The sequence below is a fragment of the Caulobacter sp. HJHS_5 genome (assembly GCF_056683955.1).
Genome location: NZ_JBWZNC010000005.1, coordinates 363,238 through 380,490, shown reverse-complemented (window position 1 = coordinate 380,490; position 17,253 = coordinate 363,238). Strand labels below are relative to the sequence as shown.

The 17,253-nt window shown below is 71.2% G+C and carries 15 protein-coding genes; 9 read left to right on the top strand and 6 right to left on the bottom strand.

The window, feature by feature from the left end:
* Window positions 1-217 precede the first annotated feature (217 nt).
* Window positions 218-673 carry a GNAT family N-acetyltransferase gene (locus ACFLIT_RS12240; RefSeq protein ID WP_479911515.1) on the top strand — a complete coding sequence of 152 codons (456 nt, stop codon included), beginning with the start codon at window positions 218-220 and terminating at the stop codon, window positions 671-673.
* Between the two features lie 11 nt (window positions 674-684).
* On the opposite strand, the gene ACFLIT_RS12235 is transcribed toward ACFLIT_RS12240, so the two are convergent.
* The 4 genes from ACFLIT_RS12235 to ACFLIT_RS12220 form a co-directional block, all read right to left on the bottom strand.
* The gene (locus ACFLIT_RS12235; protein WP_479911514.1) at window positions 685-3,909 is read right to left on the bottom strand and encodes an efflux RND transporter permease subunit; all 3,225 of its coding nucleotides are present in this window, start codon (window positions 3,907-3,909) and stop codon (window positions 685-687) included.
* Window positions 3,906-4,949 (bottom strand): efflux RND transporter periplasmic adaptor subunit, encoded by a 1,044-nt coding sequence (locus ACFLIT_RS12230; RefSeq protein ID WP_479911513.1) that lies wholly within the window; start codon window positions 4,947-4,949, stop codon window positions 3,906-3,908. Before ACFLIT_RS12230 ends, ACFLIT_RS12235 begins: the two co-directional genes overlap by 4 nt.
* A gap of 14 nt (window positions 4,950-4,963) precedes the next feature.
* Window positions 4,964-6,400, bottom strand: coding sequence for an efflux transporter outer membrane subunit (locus tag ACFLIT_RS12225; protein ID WP_479911512.1), 1,437 nt, complete (start codon window positions 6,398-6,400; stop codon window positions 4,964-4,966).
* A gap of 71 nt (window positions 6,401-6,471) precedes the next feature.
* Window positions 6,472-6,930 (bottom strand): MarR family winged helix-turn-helix transcriptional regulator, encoded by a 459-nt coding sequence (locus ACFLIT_RS12220; protein ID WP_479911511.1) that lies wholly within the window; start codon window positions 6,928-6,930, stop codon window positions 6,472-6,474.
* A 165-nt stretch (window positions 6,931-7,095) separates the two neighbouring features.
* Between ACFLIT_RS12220 and ACFLIT_RS12215 the strand changes: the two genes are divergently transcribed.
* The 8 genes from ACFLIT_RS12215 to ACFLIT_RS12180 are packed head-to-tail and all read left to right on the top strand — an operon-like array spanning window position 7,096 to window position 13,830.
* On the top strand, window positions 7,096-8,238 hold the full coding sequence (locus ACFLIT_RS12215; protein ID WP_479911510.1) for a DegT/DnrJ/EryC1/StrS family aminotransferase: 1,143 nt from the start codon (window positions 7,096-7,098) through the stop codon (window positions 8,236-8,238).
* Between the two features lies 1 nt (window position 8,239).
* A complete protein-coding gene (locus ACFLIT_RS12210; protein WP_479911509.1) occupies window positions 8,240-9,088 on the top strand; it encodes a class I SAM-dependent methyltransferase in 849 nt (282 codons plus the stop codon).
* Between the two features lie 25 nt (window positions 9,089-9,113).
* The gene (locus ACFLIT_RS12205; protein ID WP_479911508.1) at window positions 9,114-10,124 is read left to right on the top strand and encodes a ketoacyl-ACP synthase III; all 1,011 of its coding nucleotides are present in this window, start codon (window positions 9,114-9,116) and stop codon (window positions 10,122-10,124) included.
* A 16-nt stretch (window positions 10,125-10,140) separates the two neighbouring features.
* Window positions 10,141-10,362, top strand: coding sequence for an acyl carrier protein (locus ACFLIT_RS12200; RefSeq protein WP_479911507.1), 222 nt, complete (start codon window positions 10,141-10,143; stop codon window positions 10,360-10,362).
* Window positions 10,359-11,411, top strand: a complete 1,053-nt coding sequence (locus ACFLIT_RS12195) for a 3-oxoacyl-ACP synthase III family protein (protein WP_479911506.1) — start codon at window positions 10,359-10,361, stop codon at window positions 11,409-11,411. The genes ACFLIT_RS12200 and ACFLIT_RS12195 overlap by 4 nt, the downstream gene beginning before the upstream one ends.
* Window positions 11,408-12,172 (top strand): SDR family NAD(P)-dependent oxidoreductase, encoded by a 765-nt coding sequence (locus tag ACFLIT_RS12190; protein WP_479911505.1) that lies wholly within the window; start codon window positions 11,408-11,410, stop codon window positions 12,170-12,172. Before ACFLIT_RS12195 ends, ACFLIT_RS12190 begins: the two co-directional genes overlap by 4 nt.
* 21 nt (window positions 12,173-12,193) lie before the next feature.
* Window positions 12,194-12,814 (top strand): NeuD/PglB/VioB family sugar acetyltransferase, encoded by a 621-nt coding sequence (locus ACFLIT_RS12185; protein ID WP_479911504.1) that lies wholly within the window; start codon window positions 12,194-12,196, stop codon window positions 12,812-12,814.
* 2 nt (window positions 12,815-12,816) lie between these two features.
* Window positions 12,817-13,830: an aromatic ring-hydroxylating oxygenase subunit alpha gene (locus ACFLIT_RS12180; RefSeq protein ID WP_479911503.1), complete on the top strand. Its 1,014-nt coding sequence runs from the start codon at window positions 12,817-12,819 to the stop codon at window positions 13,828-13,830.
* Here ACFLIT_RS12180 and ACFLIT_RS12175 read toward each other — a convergent pair.
* Window positions 13,827-15,485, bottom strand: a complete 1,659-nt coding sequence (locus tag ACFLIT_RS12175; RefSeq protein ID WP_479911502.1) for an O-linked N-acetylglucosamine transferase, SPINDLY family protein — start codon at window positions 15,483-15,485, stop codon at window positions 13,827-13,829. The two genes, ACFLIT_RS12180 and ACFLIT_RS12175, sit on opposite strands and share 4 nt — an antisense overlap.
* Before the next feature lie 58 nt (window positions 15,486-15,543).
* Window positions 15,544-17,220: an O-linked N-acetylglucosamine transferase family protein gene (locus ACFLIT_RS12170; protein ID WP_479911501.1), complete on the bottom strand. Its 1,677-nt coding sequence runs from the start codon at window positions 17,218-17,220 to the stop codon at window positions 15,544-15,546.
* Window positions 17,221-17,253 lie beyond the last annotated feature (33 nt).

The window sequence follows — 17,253 nt, the reverse complement described above, 5'->3', positions numbered from 1 at the left end:
AGATCATCGAGTAGTCGCCTAAGCCTCACGGCTGAAAGATCAGGGCCTCCGAGGGAAACCTCGGGGGCCTTTTTCTTGGCCTCAACCGACCCCATCCTGAGCGCGCGCAGCGCAGTCGAAGGACGCCAGGCGCCGCCGCCGTGCGTCCTTCGACACAGCCGCTTGCGCGGCTTGCTCAGGATGACGAAGGGGTGGATTGCGGGGGTATAAGAACCTCATGATCGCCCAGCTCTCCGACCGCCCCGACGCCATTCCCGCCCTCGCCGCCGGCTATCGCGCGGAGTGGGGCGACTGGTACGGGCCGCAGGGACCGGGAGACGCCGAGGCGGATCTGCGGGAGCGGGCCGGGGCGGGGCCGATGCCGTTCGGCGTCGTGGCGTTCGAGGACGGTCGGGCGATCGGGACGGCGGCGCTCACCGCGTCGTCGATCGCCAGCCGGGCGCATCTGTCGCCGTGGCTGACGGGGCTTTGGGTCGCGCCGGGTCATAGGGGGAAGGGGATCGCCGGGAGGCTGATCGCGGCGCTCGTCCTCGAGGCCGGGCGACGAGGCCTTGGGCCGCTGTTCGCCGCCACCGCGAATGGCAGGGCGCTGTTCGAGCGGCAGGGCTGGCGGTTCATCGAAAACGCAAACGAGGACGGCCAGCGTCTGGCCGTCCTCGCTGTCGAGCCCTGAAGGGGCGCGGGCTAGTGGCCCCTGGCGTGGGCCGGCTGTGAGCCGTCGGGCTCCTCGCGCGGGGTGACGAAGCGCTTGAACTTCGGCCCGAGCCAGCGCTCGAAGTCGTCGACGATCTCGTAGACCACCGGCACGACCACCAGGGACAGCACCGTCGAGGTGATGAGGCCGCCGATCACCGCCACCGCCATGGGCTGGCGGAATTCCGACCCGGCTTCGAGGCCGAGGGCGGTGGGCAACATGCCGGCCATCATCGCCAGGCTGGTCATGACGATCGGGCGGGCCCGTTCGCGACAGGCCTCGATGATCGCGTCGTGCTGGGTCATGCCCTCGCGCTCGCGCTCGATGGCGTATTCGACCAGCAGGATCGAGTTCTTGGCGGCGAGGCCCAGCAGCATCAGGAAGCCGATCATCGACGGCAGGCTGATCGACAGGCGGGTGGCGATCAGGGCCAGGACCGCGCCGCTGATGGCGGTGGGCAGGGCGCTGATGATCACCGCCGGCTTGAAGACGCTCTTAAACAGCATCACCAGCACGCCGTAGATCATCAGGATGCCGGCGACGGCGGCGATGATCATGTTGGTGAAGAGGTCGGTGAAGGCCTCCACATCGCCGGTCTGGGCCGTGCTGACCCCGACGGCGCGCGGGTCGGGCTGGCCCTGCATGGCGGGCTTGCCGGCGCCGGGCGTGGTCTGCGGCGTCTGGGCGTTGATCTGGCGCATGATCGGCAGCCTGTCGATCGCCGCCAGGCCCTGGCCGAGCTGAGCGCCGTTGGCCAGGTCGGCCTCGACGGTGATCTGACGCTTGCGGTCGTAGCGGTCGATCTTGGCCGGGCCGGCCTCGAACGACACGTCGGCGACCGAACCGAGCAGGGTGGTCGCGCCGGTGGCGGTCGGCACCTGCAGGTTGCGGATGCGGTCGAGGTCGGAGCGGGCGTCGGCCGGCAGGCGGACGCGGATCGGGATCCGGCGTTCGCCGACGGTGAACTTGGCCACATTGGCGTCGATGTCGCCGAGGGTCGCCACGCGGGCCACCGAGGCGATGCTGGACACCGAGACGCCGAGGCGCGCGGCTTCGTCGACGCGTGGGCTGATGATCAGCTCCGGCCCGACCGGCGCGGCGGCCGGACGCGGATCGGCGATGACGTCGGTGGCGGTCCGCATCTGACGCTCGAGTTCCTCGGCGGCGAAGGCGAGCTTTTCGCCGTCGTCGCCGGTGAGCACCACGACGAGGTCGGCCGTGCCGTTGTCGCCCTGGAAGTTGAGGCGGGCGTCGGGCACCGCGCGCAGGGCCTCGCGGGCGGCGGCCTTGATCTGCGGCACCTTGAGGGCGCGCTCGTGCTTCAGCACCACGGTGACGGTGCCGTCGCCGAGCCCAGAGCTGCCGCCGCCGCCGAAGCCGCCCGAGGAGGTCGAGCCGACCTGGGCGAAGACGTGGGCGGTTTCAGGCCGGTCGAGGAAGACCTTGGTGACCTTCTGGACGGTCTCGTCCATCTCGTCGGCCGTGGCCCCGGGCGGGCCCTGCATCTTGACGTAGAAGTAGTCGGCGTTGGACGGCGGCTGGAAGCCGGACGGCAGCGCGACGGCGGCCAGGACGATGGCCCCGACGAACACCACGCCACCGAGGACGCAGGAGACGATGCGGTGGGCGAGCGCCCATTCGAGCGCCTTGGGATAGAAGCCCTTGAACTCCGGACGCGGCTTGGGGTTGTGCGACGGCTTGAGGAAGTAGGCCGCCAGCAGCGGCGTCAGCAGACGCGCCGTGACCAGCGACATCAGCACCGCCACCGAGACGGTGATGCCGAACTCCTTGAAGAACTGGCCGACGATGCCGCTGAGGAACGACACCGGGAAGAACACCGCCACGATCGAGAAGGTGGTGGCGACCACGGCGAGGCCGATGGCGTCGGCCCCCTCCATGGCGGCCTGGTAGGGCCGCTGGCCGCGACTGACGCGCTTTTCGATGTTCTCAATCTCGACGATGGCGTCGTCGACGAGGATGCCGATCACCAGGGTGAGCGACAGCAGGGTGACGACGTTCAACGAGAAGCCGAACAGCAGCATGAAGCCGAAGGTGGGGATCAGCGACACCGGCATGGCCAGGGCGGTGATCACCGTCGAGCGCCAGTCGCGGAGGAACAGCAGCACGGCCAGCGAGGCCAGCAGCATGCCTTCGCCAAGGCTCTTCAGCGTCGCTTCATAGGCGGCGCGGGTCTCATCGACGGTGGAGATGACCCGGGTGAACTTGACGCCCGGGTGTTCCTTCTCGAGCTTCTCGATGGCCTTGACCGAGGCGTCCTCGACCTGGACGTCGCTCGACTCGCGAGTCTTCATCACCTGGAAGGCGACCACGGGGGCGCCGTCGAGACGGGCGAAGCCGCGCACCTCGCTGGAGCCGTCGCCGATCTCGGCCACGTCGGTCAGCTTGACGAAACGGCCGCCGCCGATGGGGATGGTCAGGTCGCGCAGGGCCTCGAGCGTTTTTACCGAACCGAGGATGCGCAGGGACTGCTCGCGGCCGCCGATGGCCGCGCGGCCGCCGGTGGCGTCCACCGCCACGCTGGCGACGGCGTTGTTGATCTCCGGCGCGGTCAGGCCGACGCCGGCCATGCGGTCGGGGTCGAGCACCACGTTGATTTCGCGGTTGGAGCCGCCGATGCGGGCGACCTGGGCGACGCCCTTTTCGCCTTGCAGGGCGCGTGTGACGGTGTCGTCGATGAACCACGACAGGTCGACGTCGGACATGCCGGGGGCATAGACCGCGTAGGTCAGGATCGGGGCGCTGTCGATCTCGACGCGCTGGACGGTCGGCTCGTCGATTTCACGCGGCAGCAGGGCGCGGGCCTGGGCGACCTTGGAGCGGACTTCCTCGGTCTTGGCCTGCAGATCCGTGCCGATCTCGAAGCTGACCATGGTCGTCGAGACGCCCTGGGTCACCGTCGAGGTGGTCGAGTCGATGTTGGAGATGCTGGCCAGGGCGTCCTCGATGGGACGCGTGATCTGGGTCTCCATCTCCGCCGGCGCGGCCCCCGACTGGGTGACGGTCACCGTCACGGCCGGGAAGGTCACGTTGGGGAACAGCTTGATCGGCAGGCGCGTGTAGGCGACCAGGCCGAACAGGATGAGGGCGATGAAGATCACCCCCACCGCGATGGGGTTCTTGATGCCCCAGGCGGAGATGGCGAAGGCCGACTCGTGGGGCGCGGCGGGCGCCTGGTTGGAGGAGGAGTCGCTCATCCTTCGGTCGCCTTCACGCGGTCGCCCTCGATGACGAAGGCGCCGGCGGCCTTGACCACGCGGGCGCCGACGGGCGGACCTTCGACCAGTTCGACGAAGCCGCCGCCGCGACGGCCGGTCTTCACCGGGACGCGGGTGACCTTGCCGGCGTTATCGACGGTCATCACCGCCGCGCCGTCGCTGTCGTAGCGCACGGCGGTTTCCGGCACGGAGGGATAGCTGCCGCCGCCGCCGAAGAAGGCGGCGCGGGCGTAGCCGCCCGGGCGCAGGTCGGCGCGGACCGGCAGGCGGACGCGGACGACGCCCAGCTTGGTCTGCGGATCGACGCGCGGGCTGATCAGGCGCACCTGGCCGGAGACGACCTGGCCGCTCGGCAGGGTGACCTGCGCGGTCTGGCCGACGCGGATGGTCGACAGGTCGGTTTCATTGAGTTCGGCCTGCAGTTCGACGAGGCCGTCGCGGACGATGCGGAACCAGGCCGTCGTGCCGCCGCCCGAGATCTGGCCGGGGTTGACGGTGCGCTCGATCACCACGCCGTTGAACGGGGCGGTGATGGTCATGCGCGACAGGCGCGTGCGCATCTCGGCCAGGGCGGCTTCCTGCGCCTTGGCCTGGTAGCGGCGGGTCTCGATGGCCTCCTGCGAGAGGACGCCCTGGTTATCGAGGCCTTCGACGCGCTTGGCGTCGGCCTGGGCCTGGGCGGTGACGGCCGCCTGCTGGTCGATCTGGGCGCGCAGCAGAGTGGTGTCGAGCTGGGCGAGGACCTGGCCCTGGCGGACCGTGGCGCCTTCCTCCACCGCGACGCTGGCGACACGGTAGCCGGAGAGTTCGGAGCCGACGGCGCCTTCCTCCCGCGCGGCGAGCAGGCCCGAGGCGGTGACCCCGGCGGCGAGCGAACGGTTCTCGACCTTCACCACGGTGACCGAGCGGCCGGCGTTGGCGGCGATGGGCTTGTCGGCCTCCTCCTTCTTGCCGCAGGCGGCGAGGGGCAGGAGCAGGGCGGCGGTCAGCCCCACGGCGATCAGGGGTGCTTTGTGCATGGTGGCCGTCTTGTTCATCGCGAGGCGGTCTCGGAGGCGGGATTGGAGGGCGACCAGCCGCCGCCCAGGGCCTTGTAGGCTTGGACGGCGCGGGTCAGGGCCTGCACCTGGGCTCCGGTGTAGGCGGAGCGGGCGGCGCGCCAGCCCTGTTCGGACTGGATCAGGGTGGAAAGGTCGGTGAGGCCGAGGTCGTAGCCCTTGCGGCCGGCGTCGTAGGCGCGGCGGGCGCGGGCCTCGCCGTCGCGCAGGAGAACGACGCGGCGCTGGTCGGCGGAGAGCTGGACGAGCGAGTTCTCGGCCTCGCCATAGGCGGTCTGCACCGCCTTCTCGTAGGCGATCACGGCCTGCTCGGCCTGGGCGTCGTAGTTCTTGACCTCGGCGGCGAGGCGGAACTGGTCGAGCACCGGCACCTTCAGGCTGCCGGCCAGGGTCCAGATGCGGGTGGTCGAGCTGAAGCCCGGCTGCTCGCTGCGCGACAGGCCGATGCCGGGCGCCAGGGTGAAGGTGGGGAAGCGGGCGAGCTCGGCGACGCGCAGGCTGCCGGCGGCGGCGTCGAGCCTGGCCTGGGCCTGGCGCACGTCCGGACGGCGTTCGAGCAGGTCGCCCGGCACGGTGGCCGGCACGGCGGGCGCGACGCCGACGTTGGGCTCGGTGACGAGGCTGGCGGTCGGCTCGACGCCCCGGCCGGTGAGGATCAGCAGGGTGCGCTTGGCCGCCTGCAGCTGCGCCTCGAGGGCGGCAGCCTGAGCCTCGGCCTGGGCCAGATCGCCGGCGACGCGGTCGCCTTCCGAGGTGGCGACGAGGCCGCGTTTGCCGCGCGCGTCGGCCAGGTCGTAGGTCTGCTTCTGCAGGGCGGCGGTGGCGCGCGCGTCCTCCAGCTGGATGGCCAGGCCGCGGGCCTCGAAATAGCTCTGGGCCACATTGGCCGCGAGGCTGGCGCGGGCGGCTTCGTAGGCGAAGCGGGCGGCGGCGAAGTCGCCGTTCACGCGGCGGTTGGCGGCGCGGCGGCGGCCGTAGAGGTCGAGCTCCCACGAGACGTCGAAGTTCAGCGACTGGCTGTCGGCGTTACCGCTGTTGCGGAAGCCGGGGAAGTCGATCTGGGAGCCTTCGAGGATGGTGGTGTTGCGACGGCTGGTCGAGCCCGCGATGTCGCCGCTTGGAATGTAGAGCTGGGCGCGCTGGCCTTCGCGGACGGCGCGGGCCTGCTCCAGCTGCGCCAGGGCGGTGCGGGCGTCCGGGCTGCGCTCCAGGGCCGTGTCGATCAGGCTGTCGAGCTGGGCGTCGCCGAAGGTTTCCCACCAGCGATCGAGGTTGACCGCGGCGGCGGACTGGCCTCCGGCGGGCGCCTCGAAGGCCGCCGGCAGGGTGAGGTCCGGCTTCCGCGGCGAGGCGCAGGCGGCCAGGGTCAGGGCCGAGGCGGCGACGACGAGCAGGGCAGTGCGGCGCGTCATCGATCCCCCGAACGCGGCTTTACGTTGCGGCGCAAAATAGTCGTGCGAACGCGGGTCTCCCAGGGGGGCGATCATGAAACTTCTTTCACGCAAGGCGCGTCGCCGGCCAGCCGTTGCAGCGGCGCGATGGCGCGGGCGAGGGCCTCGCGGTCCTCGGCGGACAGGTCGGCGATGCAGGCGGCCATGACGCCGTTACCGCGCTGCTCGGTGGATTCCAGGGTCTCACGGGCGAGGGGCGTGAGGGCCAGGGTCACGCGGCGGCGATCCTCGGCGCCGATCTCGCGGGTCAGCATGCCGGCCGCCTCGAGGCGCTTCACATGGGCGCTCATGGTGGGGCTGGAGATGCCTTCGCGGGCGGCGAGCTCGGCCATGCCGATGCCGGGCGCGTGGCGCACGGTGAACAGCACCATCAGCTCGATCGGCTTCAGCGTCATCGGCGGCGCCTCGCGCTTGAGGCGCCGCAGGAGGCGGAACATCGCGGACATCAGCTGGTCGGCCAGCTCGGTCGCTTCGGGGTCGGGAGCCGTCATGAAATCGCTATAATTCGTTAGGCTAGCTAACTATGAAATTAGATAGGCGAGCGAACTATCCTTTGGGCGAACGGCGGTCAAGCGCTTTCGTCGCGGGTATGCCTAAGGCTCGGTTAACCATGACGGTGGTCTGCTGGGCTGTCTGACTTGCGGATTCCAGCCCCCATGCCTCCGAGCGCCGCCCGGGCGACCCACGCTCCCGTCCTGACCGCGCCTCGGCTGCTGCCGGTGGCGCGCCCGACGATGCCGGTGGCCGACGAACTCCTGCCCTACCTGCGGCGAATCGACGAGGCGCGCTGGTATTCGAACTTCGGGCCGCTGCTGATCGACTTCGAGCGGCGGCTGAAGGCGCGCTTCACCGACGCGCCCGCCCTGATCACGGCCGTCAACGGCACCCAGGCCCTGACCATGGCGCTGATGGCCATGAAGCTGCGGCGCGGCGCCCTGGTGGCCGTGCCCTCCTGGACCTTCGTCGCCACCGCCCACGCCGTGCTGGCGGCGGGGTTGACCCCGTTCTTCTGCGACGTCGACCCCGAGACCTGGATGCTGGCGCCGGAGACGGTGCTGGCCGCGCGCCGCCACGCGCCGGGGCCGATCTCGGCGGTGCTGCCGGTCTCGGCCTTCGGCCGGCCAATGGACCTGGCCGCCTGGGCGGCGTTCCGCGACGCCACCGGCCTGCCGATCCTGGCCGATGCGGCCGCCGCCTTCGACGCGACGACCACGGCGCCCGTGCCGGTGATGGTCAGCCTGCACGCCACCAAGGCGCTGGGCGTGGGCGAGGGCGGCCTGCTGGCCGGGCCGGACCCGGAGCTGATCGAGGCGGTGCGCTGCCTGACCGTGTTCGGCTTCTCGGGCGACCGCGAGGCGCGCGCCCCGGCGACCAACGCCAAGCTCAGCGAGTACGCCGCCGCCGTCGGCCTCGCCTCGCTGGACGGCTGGGCGGGCACGCGGCTGCGCTACGCCACGGCGGCGCAGTGGCTGCGGATGGCCCTGATCGACGTGCCTGAAGTGGAGTTCCAGCCGGGCTGGGGCCTGTCATGGGTAACCTCGACCTGCGTCGTCGGCCTGCCGCAGGGTTCGGCCGACCGCGTGGAAGCGAGCCTCCGCGCAGCGGGCGTCGACACCCGCCGCTGGTGGGCGCTCGGCTGCCACCGAGCGCGAGCCTTCATCGGCATGCCGCAGACCGATCTGCCGGTGACCGAGCGCCTGGCGGGCCGCACCATCGGCCTGCCGTACTTCGCGGACATGACGCAGGACGAGGCAGCCCGGGTGGCCGAGGCGCTGACCGCCGCCGTGCGGGGCGGCTGAGATGCGATGCGAGATCTGCGGCGGGCCGGCGGCGTTCTATTTCAGCAAGACGTTTGATGAGTTTGGCCTGTCCGACGTCGACTACTGGCGCTGCGGCGACTGCGGGTTCGTGATTTCGCGGACCCACGCCGAGATGACGGCCGGGGCGTGGGAGGCGCTGAACGCCGCCTGCCACGGCGGTTACCAGGGCACGTTGTCCAACCCGCTCGATCCCAAATGGCGGTCGCGAATGTCGGCCCAGGCGAAGATGCTGGGCGACCTGGCGGCGAGCGGCTTGCTGAGCCGGGAGGGGCGCTGGCTGGATTACGGCTGTGGCGACGGGGGCTTGTCGGACCTGGTGGAGGCGCAATCGGGCCTGCGGCTGCTCAAGCACGACGCCTATATGCCGCCGGGGCCGGGTTACCTCGGCTCCGAGGGTCTGAAGCCCGAGGGGTTCGACCTGGTGCTGACCACCTCGGTGTTCGAACACATCAGGCGGCGTGAGGACTGGGATGCGATCAACGCCCTGGTCGCGCCGGGCGGGGCGATGGCGCTGCACACCCTGGTGGCCGAGACCGTGCCGCGGGATCCGAACTGGTTTTACCTGCAGCCTCCGCACTGCGCGTTCTTCACCAACGCCGCCATGACCCGGCTGTTCGACGACTGGGGGTATCGCGCGTCGGTCTACAGCCCGGCCGCCAGCCTTTGGGTCTGGTTCCGCGCCGATCCGGGCGAGATCGAGCGCGGGGCGGCCGCCCACAACGCGGAAGGACTCGAGCCGCTGTGCTTCAAGGCCGGCTTCCTGGACTACTGGAAGTCCGATCCGCGGACGCGGCGGCCGGAGATTTCGTCCGGGGCCGAAGCGCTCTAGGTCTGTCGGCGAGAGGGAGGCCGCGATGCGTATCGCCAAGATCGCCGCCATCGCCGGCTGGCTGCCGGAGCAGCGGCTCGACAACCACGCCCTCGCGGCCCTCTATCCCGGCTGGACCGCCGGGAAGATTCTGGAAAAGACCGGCATCGCCGAGCGCCGTATCGCCGCGCCGGACGAGACGGCGGCCGACCTCGCCCACGCGGCCGCGCGGCGGCTGTTCGAGGAGCGCGGGATCGATCCGGCCTCCATCGACTTCCTGCTGTTCTGCACCCAGACGCCCGACTACATCCTGCCGACGACGGCCTGTCTGCTGCAGGATCGGCTCGGCCTGCCGACCCATTGCGGGGCGCTGGACTTCAATCTCGGCTGCTCGGGCTTCGTCTACGGCCTGTCGCTGGCCAAGGGCCTGATCGAAACGGGGCAGGCCGGTCGGGTGCTGCTGCTGACGGCCGACACCTATTCGAAGCTGATCCATCCGGGTGACAAGAGCGTGCGCACCCTGTTCGGCGACGGCGCCTGCGCCACCCTGATCGAGGCCGCGGAGGGCGACGCGCCGGCCATCGGTCCCTTCGTGTTCGGGTCGGACGGACGCGGCGCCCGGAACCTGATCGTGCCGACCGGCGGCTTCCGGCGCGCCCGCGACGCGGCGAGCGCCGTCGAGGTCGAGGACGGGTCCGGCAATGTGCGGACGGCGGACGACCTCTACATGAACGGGGCCGAGATCATGGCCTTCACCCTGGCCAGCGTGCCGGCGGCGGTGGAGGCGGTGCTGGCCAAGGCGGGGATCGACAAGGGCGAGGTCGATCTCTTCGCGCCGCACCAGGCCAACGCCTTCATGCTGGAGCGCCTGCGCCGCAAGCTGGGGGTCGCGTCGGAGCGCTGGCTGGTCGAACTGGAGCGGGTCGGCAACACCGTCTCGTCCAGCATCCCCCTCGCCCTGGAGCGTCGCCTCGACGCGGGGAGCGGCGCGCGACTCGCTGTACTCGTGGGCTTCGGCGTCGGCTATTCGTGGGCCGCCGCATGCGTTCGGATTTGACAGGGCTGGGCGGACGATGAGCGACCTCTACGCGGGCTTGGCCGAAATCTTCGAAATCCCCGAAAGCGACGTCGGCCCGGACTTCGACCTGACCGCCCACAACTGGGATTCCCTGGCCATCGTCTCGACCATCGCCCTGATCGACGAGGTGCACGGCGAGATGATCGATGGCGCGTCGCTGGGAAAATGCGCCACCGTGGCCGATATCGAGGCCCTGATCGCCAAGGCCAAGGGATGACGACCGAGCGGCCACCGGGCGGCTACGCCATTGCGGGCGTGGCGTTGCGCGGCGTCGTATCCGCCGCCCCCCGGCGCGTGGTCGACAACACGGCCTTCATCGAACGCTTCGGCGAGGCCGCTGTCTCCGACGTGGTCAAGATGATCGGCGTCGAACAGCGCCGTATCGCCGAGCCGCACCAGACCACGGCGGATCTCTGCTTCGCGGCGGCCGAGGCGCTGCTCGACCGGCTCGGCTGGACTCGCGAGAGCGTCGACGGACTGATCTTCGTTTCGCAGACGCCGGACTACCGCCTGCCGGCCACGGCCTGCTCGCTGCACGGCCGCCTGGGTCTCTCGCCGCACGCCCAGGCCTTCGATGTCGGGCTTGGCTGTTCCGGCTACACCTACGGTCTGTGGCTGGCCGCCACCCTGATCCGTTCGGGCCTGAAGCGGGTGCTGCTCCTGGCCGGCGACACCTCATCGCGACTGGTCGACCAGGCCGACCGCTCCACCGCGATCCTGTTCGGAGACGGCGGCTCGGCCAGCGGCCTTGAGGCGGACGCCGACGCCAGGCCGATGTATTTCCGTCTCGGCTCCGACGGGGCCGGCGCACGACACCTGATCGTGCCGGAAGGCGCCTATCGCACCGGGGAGACCGACGCGCGGTGGAGCGCCGAGTTCGATCCTTCGCGCCTCTACATGGACGGCGCCGAGGTCTTCACCTTCACGCTGAAAGCCGTGCCCAAGCTGGTGCGCGAGACGCTGGAGGACGCCGGCCTGGCGCCGGTGGACGTCGACGCCTACGCCCTGCACCAGGCCAACCGTTTCATGCTGCGCCATCTCGCCAAGAAGATCGGGGCGGGCGAGGAACGCGTGCCGATCAACATCGAGCGCTTCGGCAACACCTCGTCGGCGACGATCCCGCTGCTGCTGACCACCGACCTGGCGACGCGGATCACCGAGGCGCCGAGCCGACTGATGCTGGTCGGGTTCGGGGTCGGCTTTTCCTGGGGCGCGGCGCTGATCGAGACGGCGCCGCTCGCCGTGGCGGAGACCATCGAGGCATGAGCAGCTTCGCCGCCGACGCCCTGGCCGGGCGAACCGTTCTGATCACCGGCGCGTCCTCGGGGCTCGGCCGGGCGGCGTCCATCGCGGTGGCGGCGTGCGGCGGGCGGGTGATCGCCAGCGGGCGGGACCAGGGGCGGCTCGACGAGACCGTGGCGAGCCTGGCGGGCGAGGGGCATCGCGCGATCGCGGCGCCGCTGGACGACGCCGACCAGGCGGCGGCGCTGGTGGCCGAGGCGGCGGCGGAGGCCGGCGGACTCGACGGCGTGTTCCACGCGGCCGGCGCCGAACTGGTGCTGCCGATGCGGCTGGTGAAGCAGAAGCATCTCGACCAGGTGCTCGGGGCGGCGCTCGACGGCGCGCTGGGCGTCGCGCGGGCGGCGTCCAGAAGCGAGGTGATGAAGCCGGGGGCCTCGATCGTGTTCATGTCGTCGTCGGCGGCGCATCGCGGGCGGCCGGGGATGGTCGCCTATTCGGCGGCCAAGGCGGCGGTGGAGGGGCTCACCCGCTCGCTGGCCTGCGAGCTGGCCGCCAAGTCCGTGCGGGTCAACGCCATCGCCGGCGGCGGCATCGAGACCGAGATGCACGCGCGCCTCACGCGCACCCTGAGCCAGGACGCCATCGACGCCTACGCGGCGCAGCATCTGCTGGGCTTCGGCCGGCCGCAGGATGTGGCCGACGCCGTGGTCTTCCTGCTGTCGCCAGCCGCGCGCTGGATCACCGGGACGACCATGGCTGTGGACGGCGGCTATCTGGCGAGCTGACAACGGACAAGGGAGGACGCCATGACCGATTACGTTCTGGTGGGGGGCGGCGCCTTCGGGCGGGAGCTGCACGACTGGTTCGCCCCCGGCCTTGCCGAGCAGGGCGGGCGTTTCATCGGCTACCTCGACGACAATGATCAGCCGATGGCCGCCTATGGGCGCGACCTGCCGCAACTGGGCGCGATCAACGGCGCCAAGCTCGATCCTTCGTGGCGGCTGGTGATGGCGATCGGCGATCCGGCCGGCAAGGCGGCGGTGGCCTCGGCGCTGGGGACAGACGCCTTCGAGACCCTGGTTCACCCGACGGCCTGGGTGTCGGCCTCGGCGAAGTTGGGGCGCGGCTGCGTGATCGGCCCGTTCGCCGACGTCTCGGCGGACGCCAGGGCCGGCGTTCTCGTGGGCCTCAACGCCTACGCCTCGATCGGCCACGACGCCGCCGTGGGCGACTATTCGACGCTGTCCGGCTACGTCGACCTGACGGGTGGCGTGAAGGTCGGCGCCAGGGCCTTCATCGGCTCCGGCGCGCGGGTGCTGCCGGGTGTCAGCGTCGGCGACGACTGCACCATCGGCGCGGGCGCGGTGATCGTGCGCAATGCGCCGGCCGGATCGACCTACTACGCCGCGCCGGCGCGGCGCCTCTGACCATGGATGCGCTGGCGAAGCGCCTGACGCACGGGTTCTGGCACCTCGTCGCCCACCGCAGCGAACTGGCCGAGGCCGGAGACTACCTGCGCCTCGACTGGCCGCTCGGCGAACTGGTGCTGTTCAACGACCAGGAGACGGTCGTCGCGTTCGACAATCTCTGCCCGCATCGCGGCGCGCGCTACTTTATCGAGGACGCCGGCAACGGGCGCATCGCCTGCCCCTACCATGGCTGGGGCTTTCGCGGCGGCGAGCTGCGCATCCCCCTGAAACAGACTTTCGATGCGGCCGAGATCGCCTCCGCCCGGCTGAACACCTACCGGACCGACTGGTGCGGGGACTTCCTGTTCGCGGCCCTGGACCCCGAGCAGTCGCTGGCGGAGCAGCTTGCGGGCGCGTCGGAGCCCTTGGCCGCCGTCTCACGGCAGATCGCTAGGCGGCGGGACTTCAACGCCTTCGAGTGGAGGTCCGACTGGAGGGTGGCGGTCGAGAACGCGCTCGAGGGCTACCACGTCAATCCGATCCACCCCGAGACCCTGGCGCCCCTGGGCCTGATCGACGACGAAACCAGCTATGCGGCGGCCAACGCGATCTACACCGCGCGGATCGGCGACGAACGAAGCCGCAAGGGGTTGGAGCGCATGCGGCGCTTCTTCGACATCGACCATGCCTATGACGGCTACTGGACGATCCACGTCTTTCCCTTCGCCATGGTCTCTTCGACCTTCGGCTATTCCTATGCCTTGCAGACCTTCTTCCCCGCGCCCGAGGCGAACCGCAGCTGGTTCACCAGCCGTCTGTTGGCGTCGAAGACCAAGCCGGGAGCGGATGCCGCGCTCGGCGCTTTCTTCGACTCGTCCGCACGGGTGAATCGGCAGGTTTTCGAAGAAGATCACGCGATCTGCGCCCGGGTGAGCTCGCTTTACGACATGGCCAAGCCGGGCCGGTTCTTCGCTCAATCGGAAGCGCGGGTGCGCCGCCTGTGGTCGGTCCTCGACGGCCTCACGCCGCGCTAAAGGCTGCGCCGGACCATCTCGCGATAGGCGTCTTCGAGACGCCCGATCACCGCCGGCTCGTCGCGATAGATGGCGGCGGCGAAGCCTTCCCGCGCCCGGTCGCGCAGCGCTTGCAGCGCCTCGGGGCTCTCGGTCAGGCGGACGGCGCGCGCCACATAGTCGTCCCAACCCTCGGCGACCAGATCGGGCAGGCCGGCGCCGGCGACGATCTGCATGCCGATACGCGAATAGTAGGTCGGGCCGGCCAGGTAGAGCACCGGCACGCCGCGGCTCAGCGCTTCCAGCGTCGTGGTGCCGCCGGGGCAGGGGGAGGCGTCGAGGGCCAGGTCGATGTCGGCGAATTCGGCCTCGTAGGCGTCGCCGGTGGTGTGGCCGCGGAACTCGATGCGGCGGGGATCGACCCCGTGGCCGGCGAAGCGGGCGGCGGTGACCGACCGCAGCACCGGATCGGCGAAATAGCCGTACTTGAGCACCAGCTTCGAGTCGGGCCGGCCGATGAGAACGCGCGCCCAGCCGGCGATGGTTTCGGCGGTCAGCTTGGTGGGGTTCAGGAAACTGCCGAAGGTGACGTGGCCGTTGCGCAGAGCCGGGGCTGGGCTGGCCCCGGCGGCGTCCGGGCGGAACGGGGCGGAGGTGACGCCGAGGCGGACGATCTTTTCGGTGAACAGGGCGTCCATGCCCGGCTGATCGACGCTGTCGGCGCACATCACGTAGTCGATGGCCGGGGCGCCGGTGGTCTGCTGGTAGTTCAGCCAGCTGACCTGGATCGGCGCCGGGCGGCGCGCGAACAAGGTGAGGCGGCTGCCGGCGTTGTGGCCCCAGCAGTCGATCAGGATGTCGATCCCGTCGTCGCGGATCAGGGCGGCGGCCTGGCTGTCGGGCAGGTGGCCGATGGCGCGGGCGACCACGCCCGGCGGGCAGCGGTCGGCCTCGTCCTTGGCGGCGTAGGCGAAGACCTCGAAGGCGGCGCGGTCATGGCCTTCCAGCACCGGCTCGAGGAACTGGCGGACCTGGCTGCCGTAGAAGGAGGGGGCGACGTAGCCGATGCGGATGCGGCGCCCGCCGAGCGGCTGGAGGCGGGGGGCGGGCTCGCTGGACCGGCCGTAGAGTTCGCCCCAGCGGCGCGCCTCGGCGGCGTGGCGTTCGACGCCGTTGTCGCAGGCGAACAGGGAAAACAGCAGGAACTGGTGGGTCGCGGCCGAGGGATACATCTCGGTGACGGCGGCGAAGACCTGGGCGGCTTCCTCGGCGCGGCCCTGATGCTGCAGCGACAGGCCATAGGTCAGGAGGCCGGGCTTGTCGGTGTAGCCGGCCGAGACGGCGAGGCTGAAGGCGACCGAGGCGACCGCGACGTGCTTGGCGGCGTAGAACTTGGAGCCGATGGTCGCGGCGTAGACCGCGTCGGCGCGGCAGCGCGCCAAGTCGACGCCGTTGGCGCGCATGATGGCGGCGGCATGAAGCAGGCGCGCGTCGTCCATCGTCGCGGCGGCCGCGTCGAACCGGCCGGAGGCGAAGAGGGCGGACGCCAGGCCGTAGCGCGCGTCGTGCAGTTGCGGCGCCTCGCTCACCAGCGCCTGCAGCAGCGCCGTCGCGGTATCGCTGTCGCCGGCGATGACGGCGTCGCGGGCGGTGTCGAGAAGGGCGAGGGCGCTCATGCCCGCAAGCTGAAGCCGCCCGGTGAAGGCGGCGTTAACCACGTTGGGCGACGAGGCCTCAGGCCGCCGCCGCGGCGCGCTCGGTGCGGGCTTCGATCATGGCGGCATAGGCGGCTTCCAGGCGGCGGGCGAAGCCGGCTTCATCGCGGAACGGTGAGGCGCGGAAGGCCGCCAGGGTTTCGCGGCGAAGCTTGTCGAGCATGGCGACGTTCTCGGCCAGGCGCAGGGCGACGCCGATCATGGCGTCGTCGCGGTGGCTGATCAGGCCGTCGAGGCCGCAGGCGCGCAGGGGGTAGGTCGCGACGCGGGACTGGAAGTCGCCGCCGTCCACCGCCAGCACGGGCACGCCGTGGGCCAGCATCTCCAGCAGCGGCGCGGCCTCGACGCACGCGGCGGGCAGGAGGCCGATGTCGACATCGGCGAACTCTGCGTCATGGAAGGCGCCGCTGGTCTGGCCGCGGAACTCGATGCGCTCGGGCGCGACGCCCTGGGTGGCGAAGCGGGCGCCGGTCTGGCGCTGGACCACCGGATCGTCGAACAGGGCGTGCTTGAGGATCAGGCGGGCGTCCGGCCGGGCGACCAGCAGGCGCGACCACAGGGCGACGGTGCTGTCGGCCAGCCAGGCCGGGGCGCCGAAGAAGCCGAACGTAGCGTGGCCCTTGGCGAGGGCGGGGGTCGCCTCGCCGGCGACTTCGGTCTCGGGACGGTAGGGGGCGGCGACCGGGCCGATGGCCAGGGGCGCTTCGGCGAACAGGGCGTTGCTGGCGGCGTCGGCGACGCCGTCGGCCTGCAGCAGGTGGTCGATGGCCGTCAGGCCGGTGGTGTAGGGGTCGCGCGACCAGGCGATCTGGATGGGGGCGGGGCGCAGGGCCAGGACGCCGAGGCGGCCGCCCGGGCCGTGGCCGGCCATGTCGACCAGGATGTCGAGGTTGTCGGCGCGGAGCCCTTCGGCGGCGGCGTGATCGTCGAGGCCGTCGAGCGGACGAATCTGCTCGTCCGCCGGGGCGCCGCGACCATCGGCGAGATAGAGGATCGGATGGACGACCGCCGGATCGTGGTTGGCGATGGCCGGCAGGGCGTGACGCTGCAGCGACTCGGAATGGAAGCTGGAGGCGAGGTAGCCGACACGGAGCGGGCGGCCGAGCGGCTCGGCGACCGGCGGGGCGGTGACGCGAGGGGCGTAGGTCGCGCTCCAGGCATGGGCGGCGGCGGCGCGGTCGGCGCCGCCATCGGGCAGGAAGGCGCCAAGCGCGATCAGGCAGGCCTGGCTGGCGGGGCCGGGCTGCAGCATGGCGGCCGACTGCAGGGCTTCGAAGGCGCCGGCCAGCTCGCCGAGGCCGGCGAGCGCGAGGCCGTAGTCGGTGAGGGCGTCGGCGCTGACGGCGCTTTCCGACGCCTTGGCCAGGGCGCTGGCGGCGACGCCGGGCAGCCCCTGACCCATCAATTGGCGGCCGACTTCGGCGGCGTAGGCTGGATTGCCGGCCATGGCGTCCATGTCGACGCCGAGGTCGCGCATCAGCGCCAGGCTGTGGAAGATGCGGGCGGTGGACCAGGCGTCGACCGCGGCGGCGTCGTCGCCGTTGGCGGCCAGGGCCGAGCCCAGCCAGTAGCGCAGGTTCGGCGCGTTGGGATGGCTGTCGACCAGGGCGCGGAAGGCGGCGAGGGCGGCGGCGACCCGACCACCGATCAAGAGGGCGCGCGCCTCGGCGAAGGCGTCAGGCGAAACTACGGTCATCAGGGCCCCCCAGGGCGAGAATGGACCGTGGAG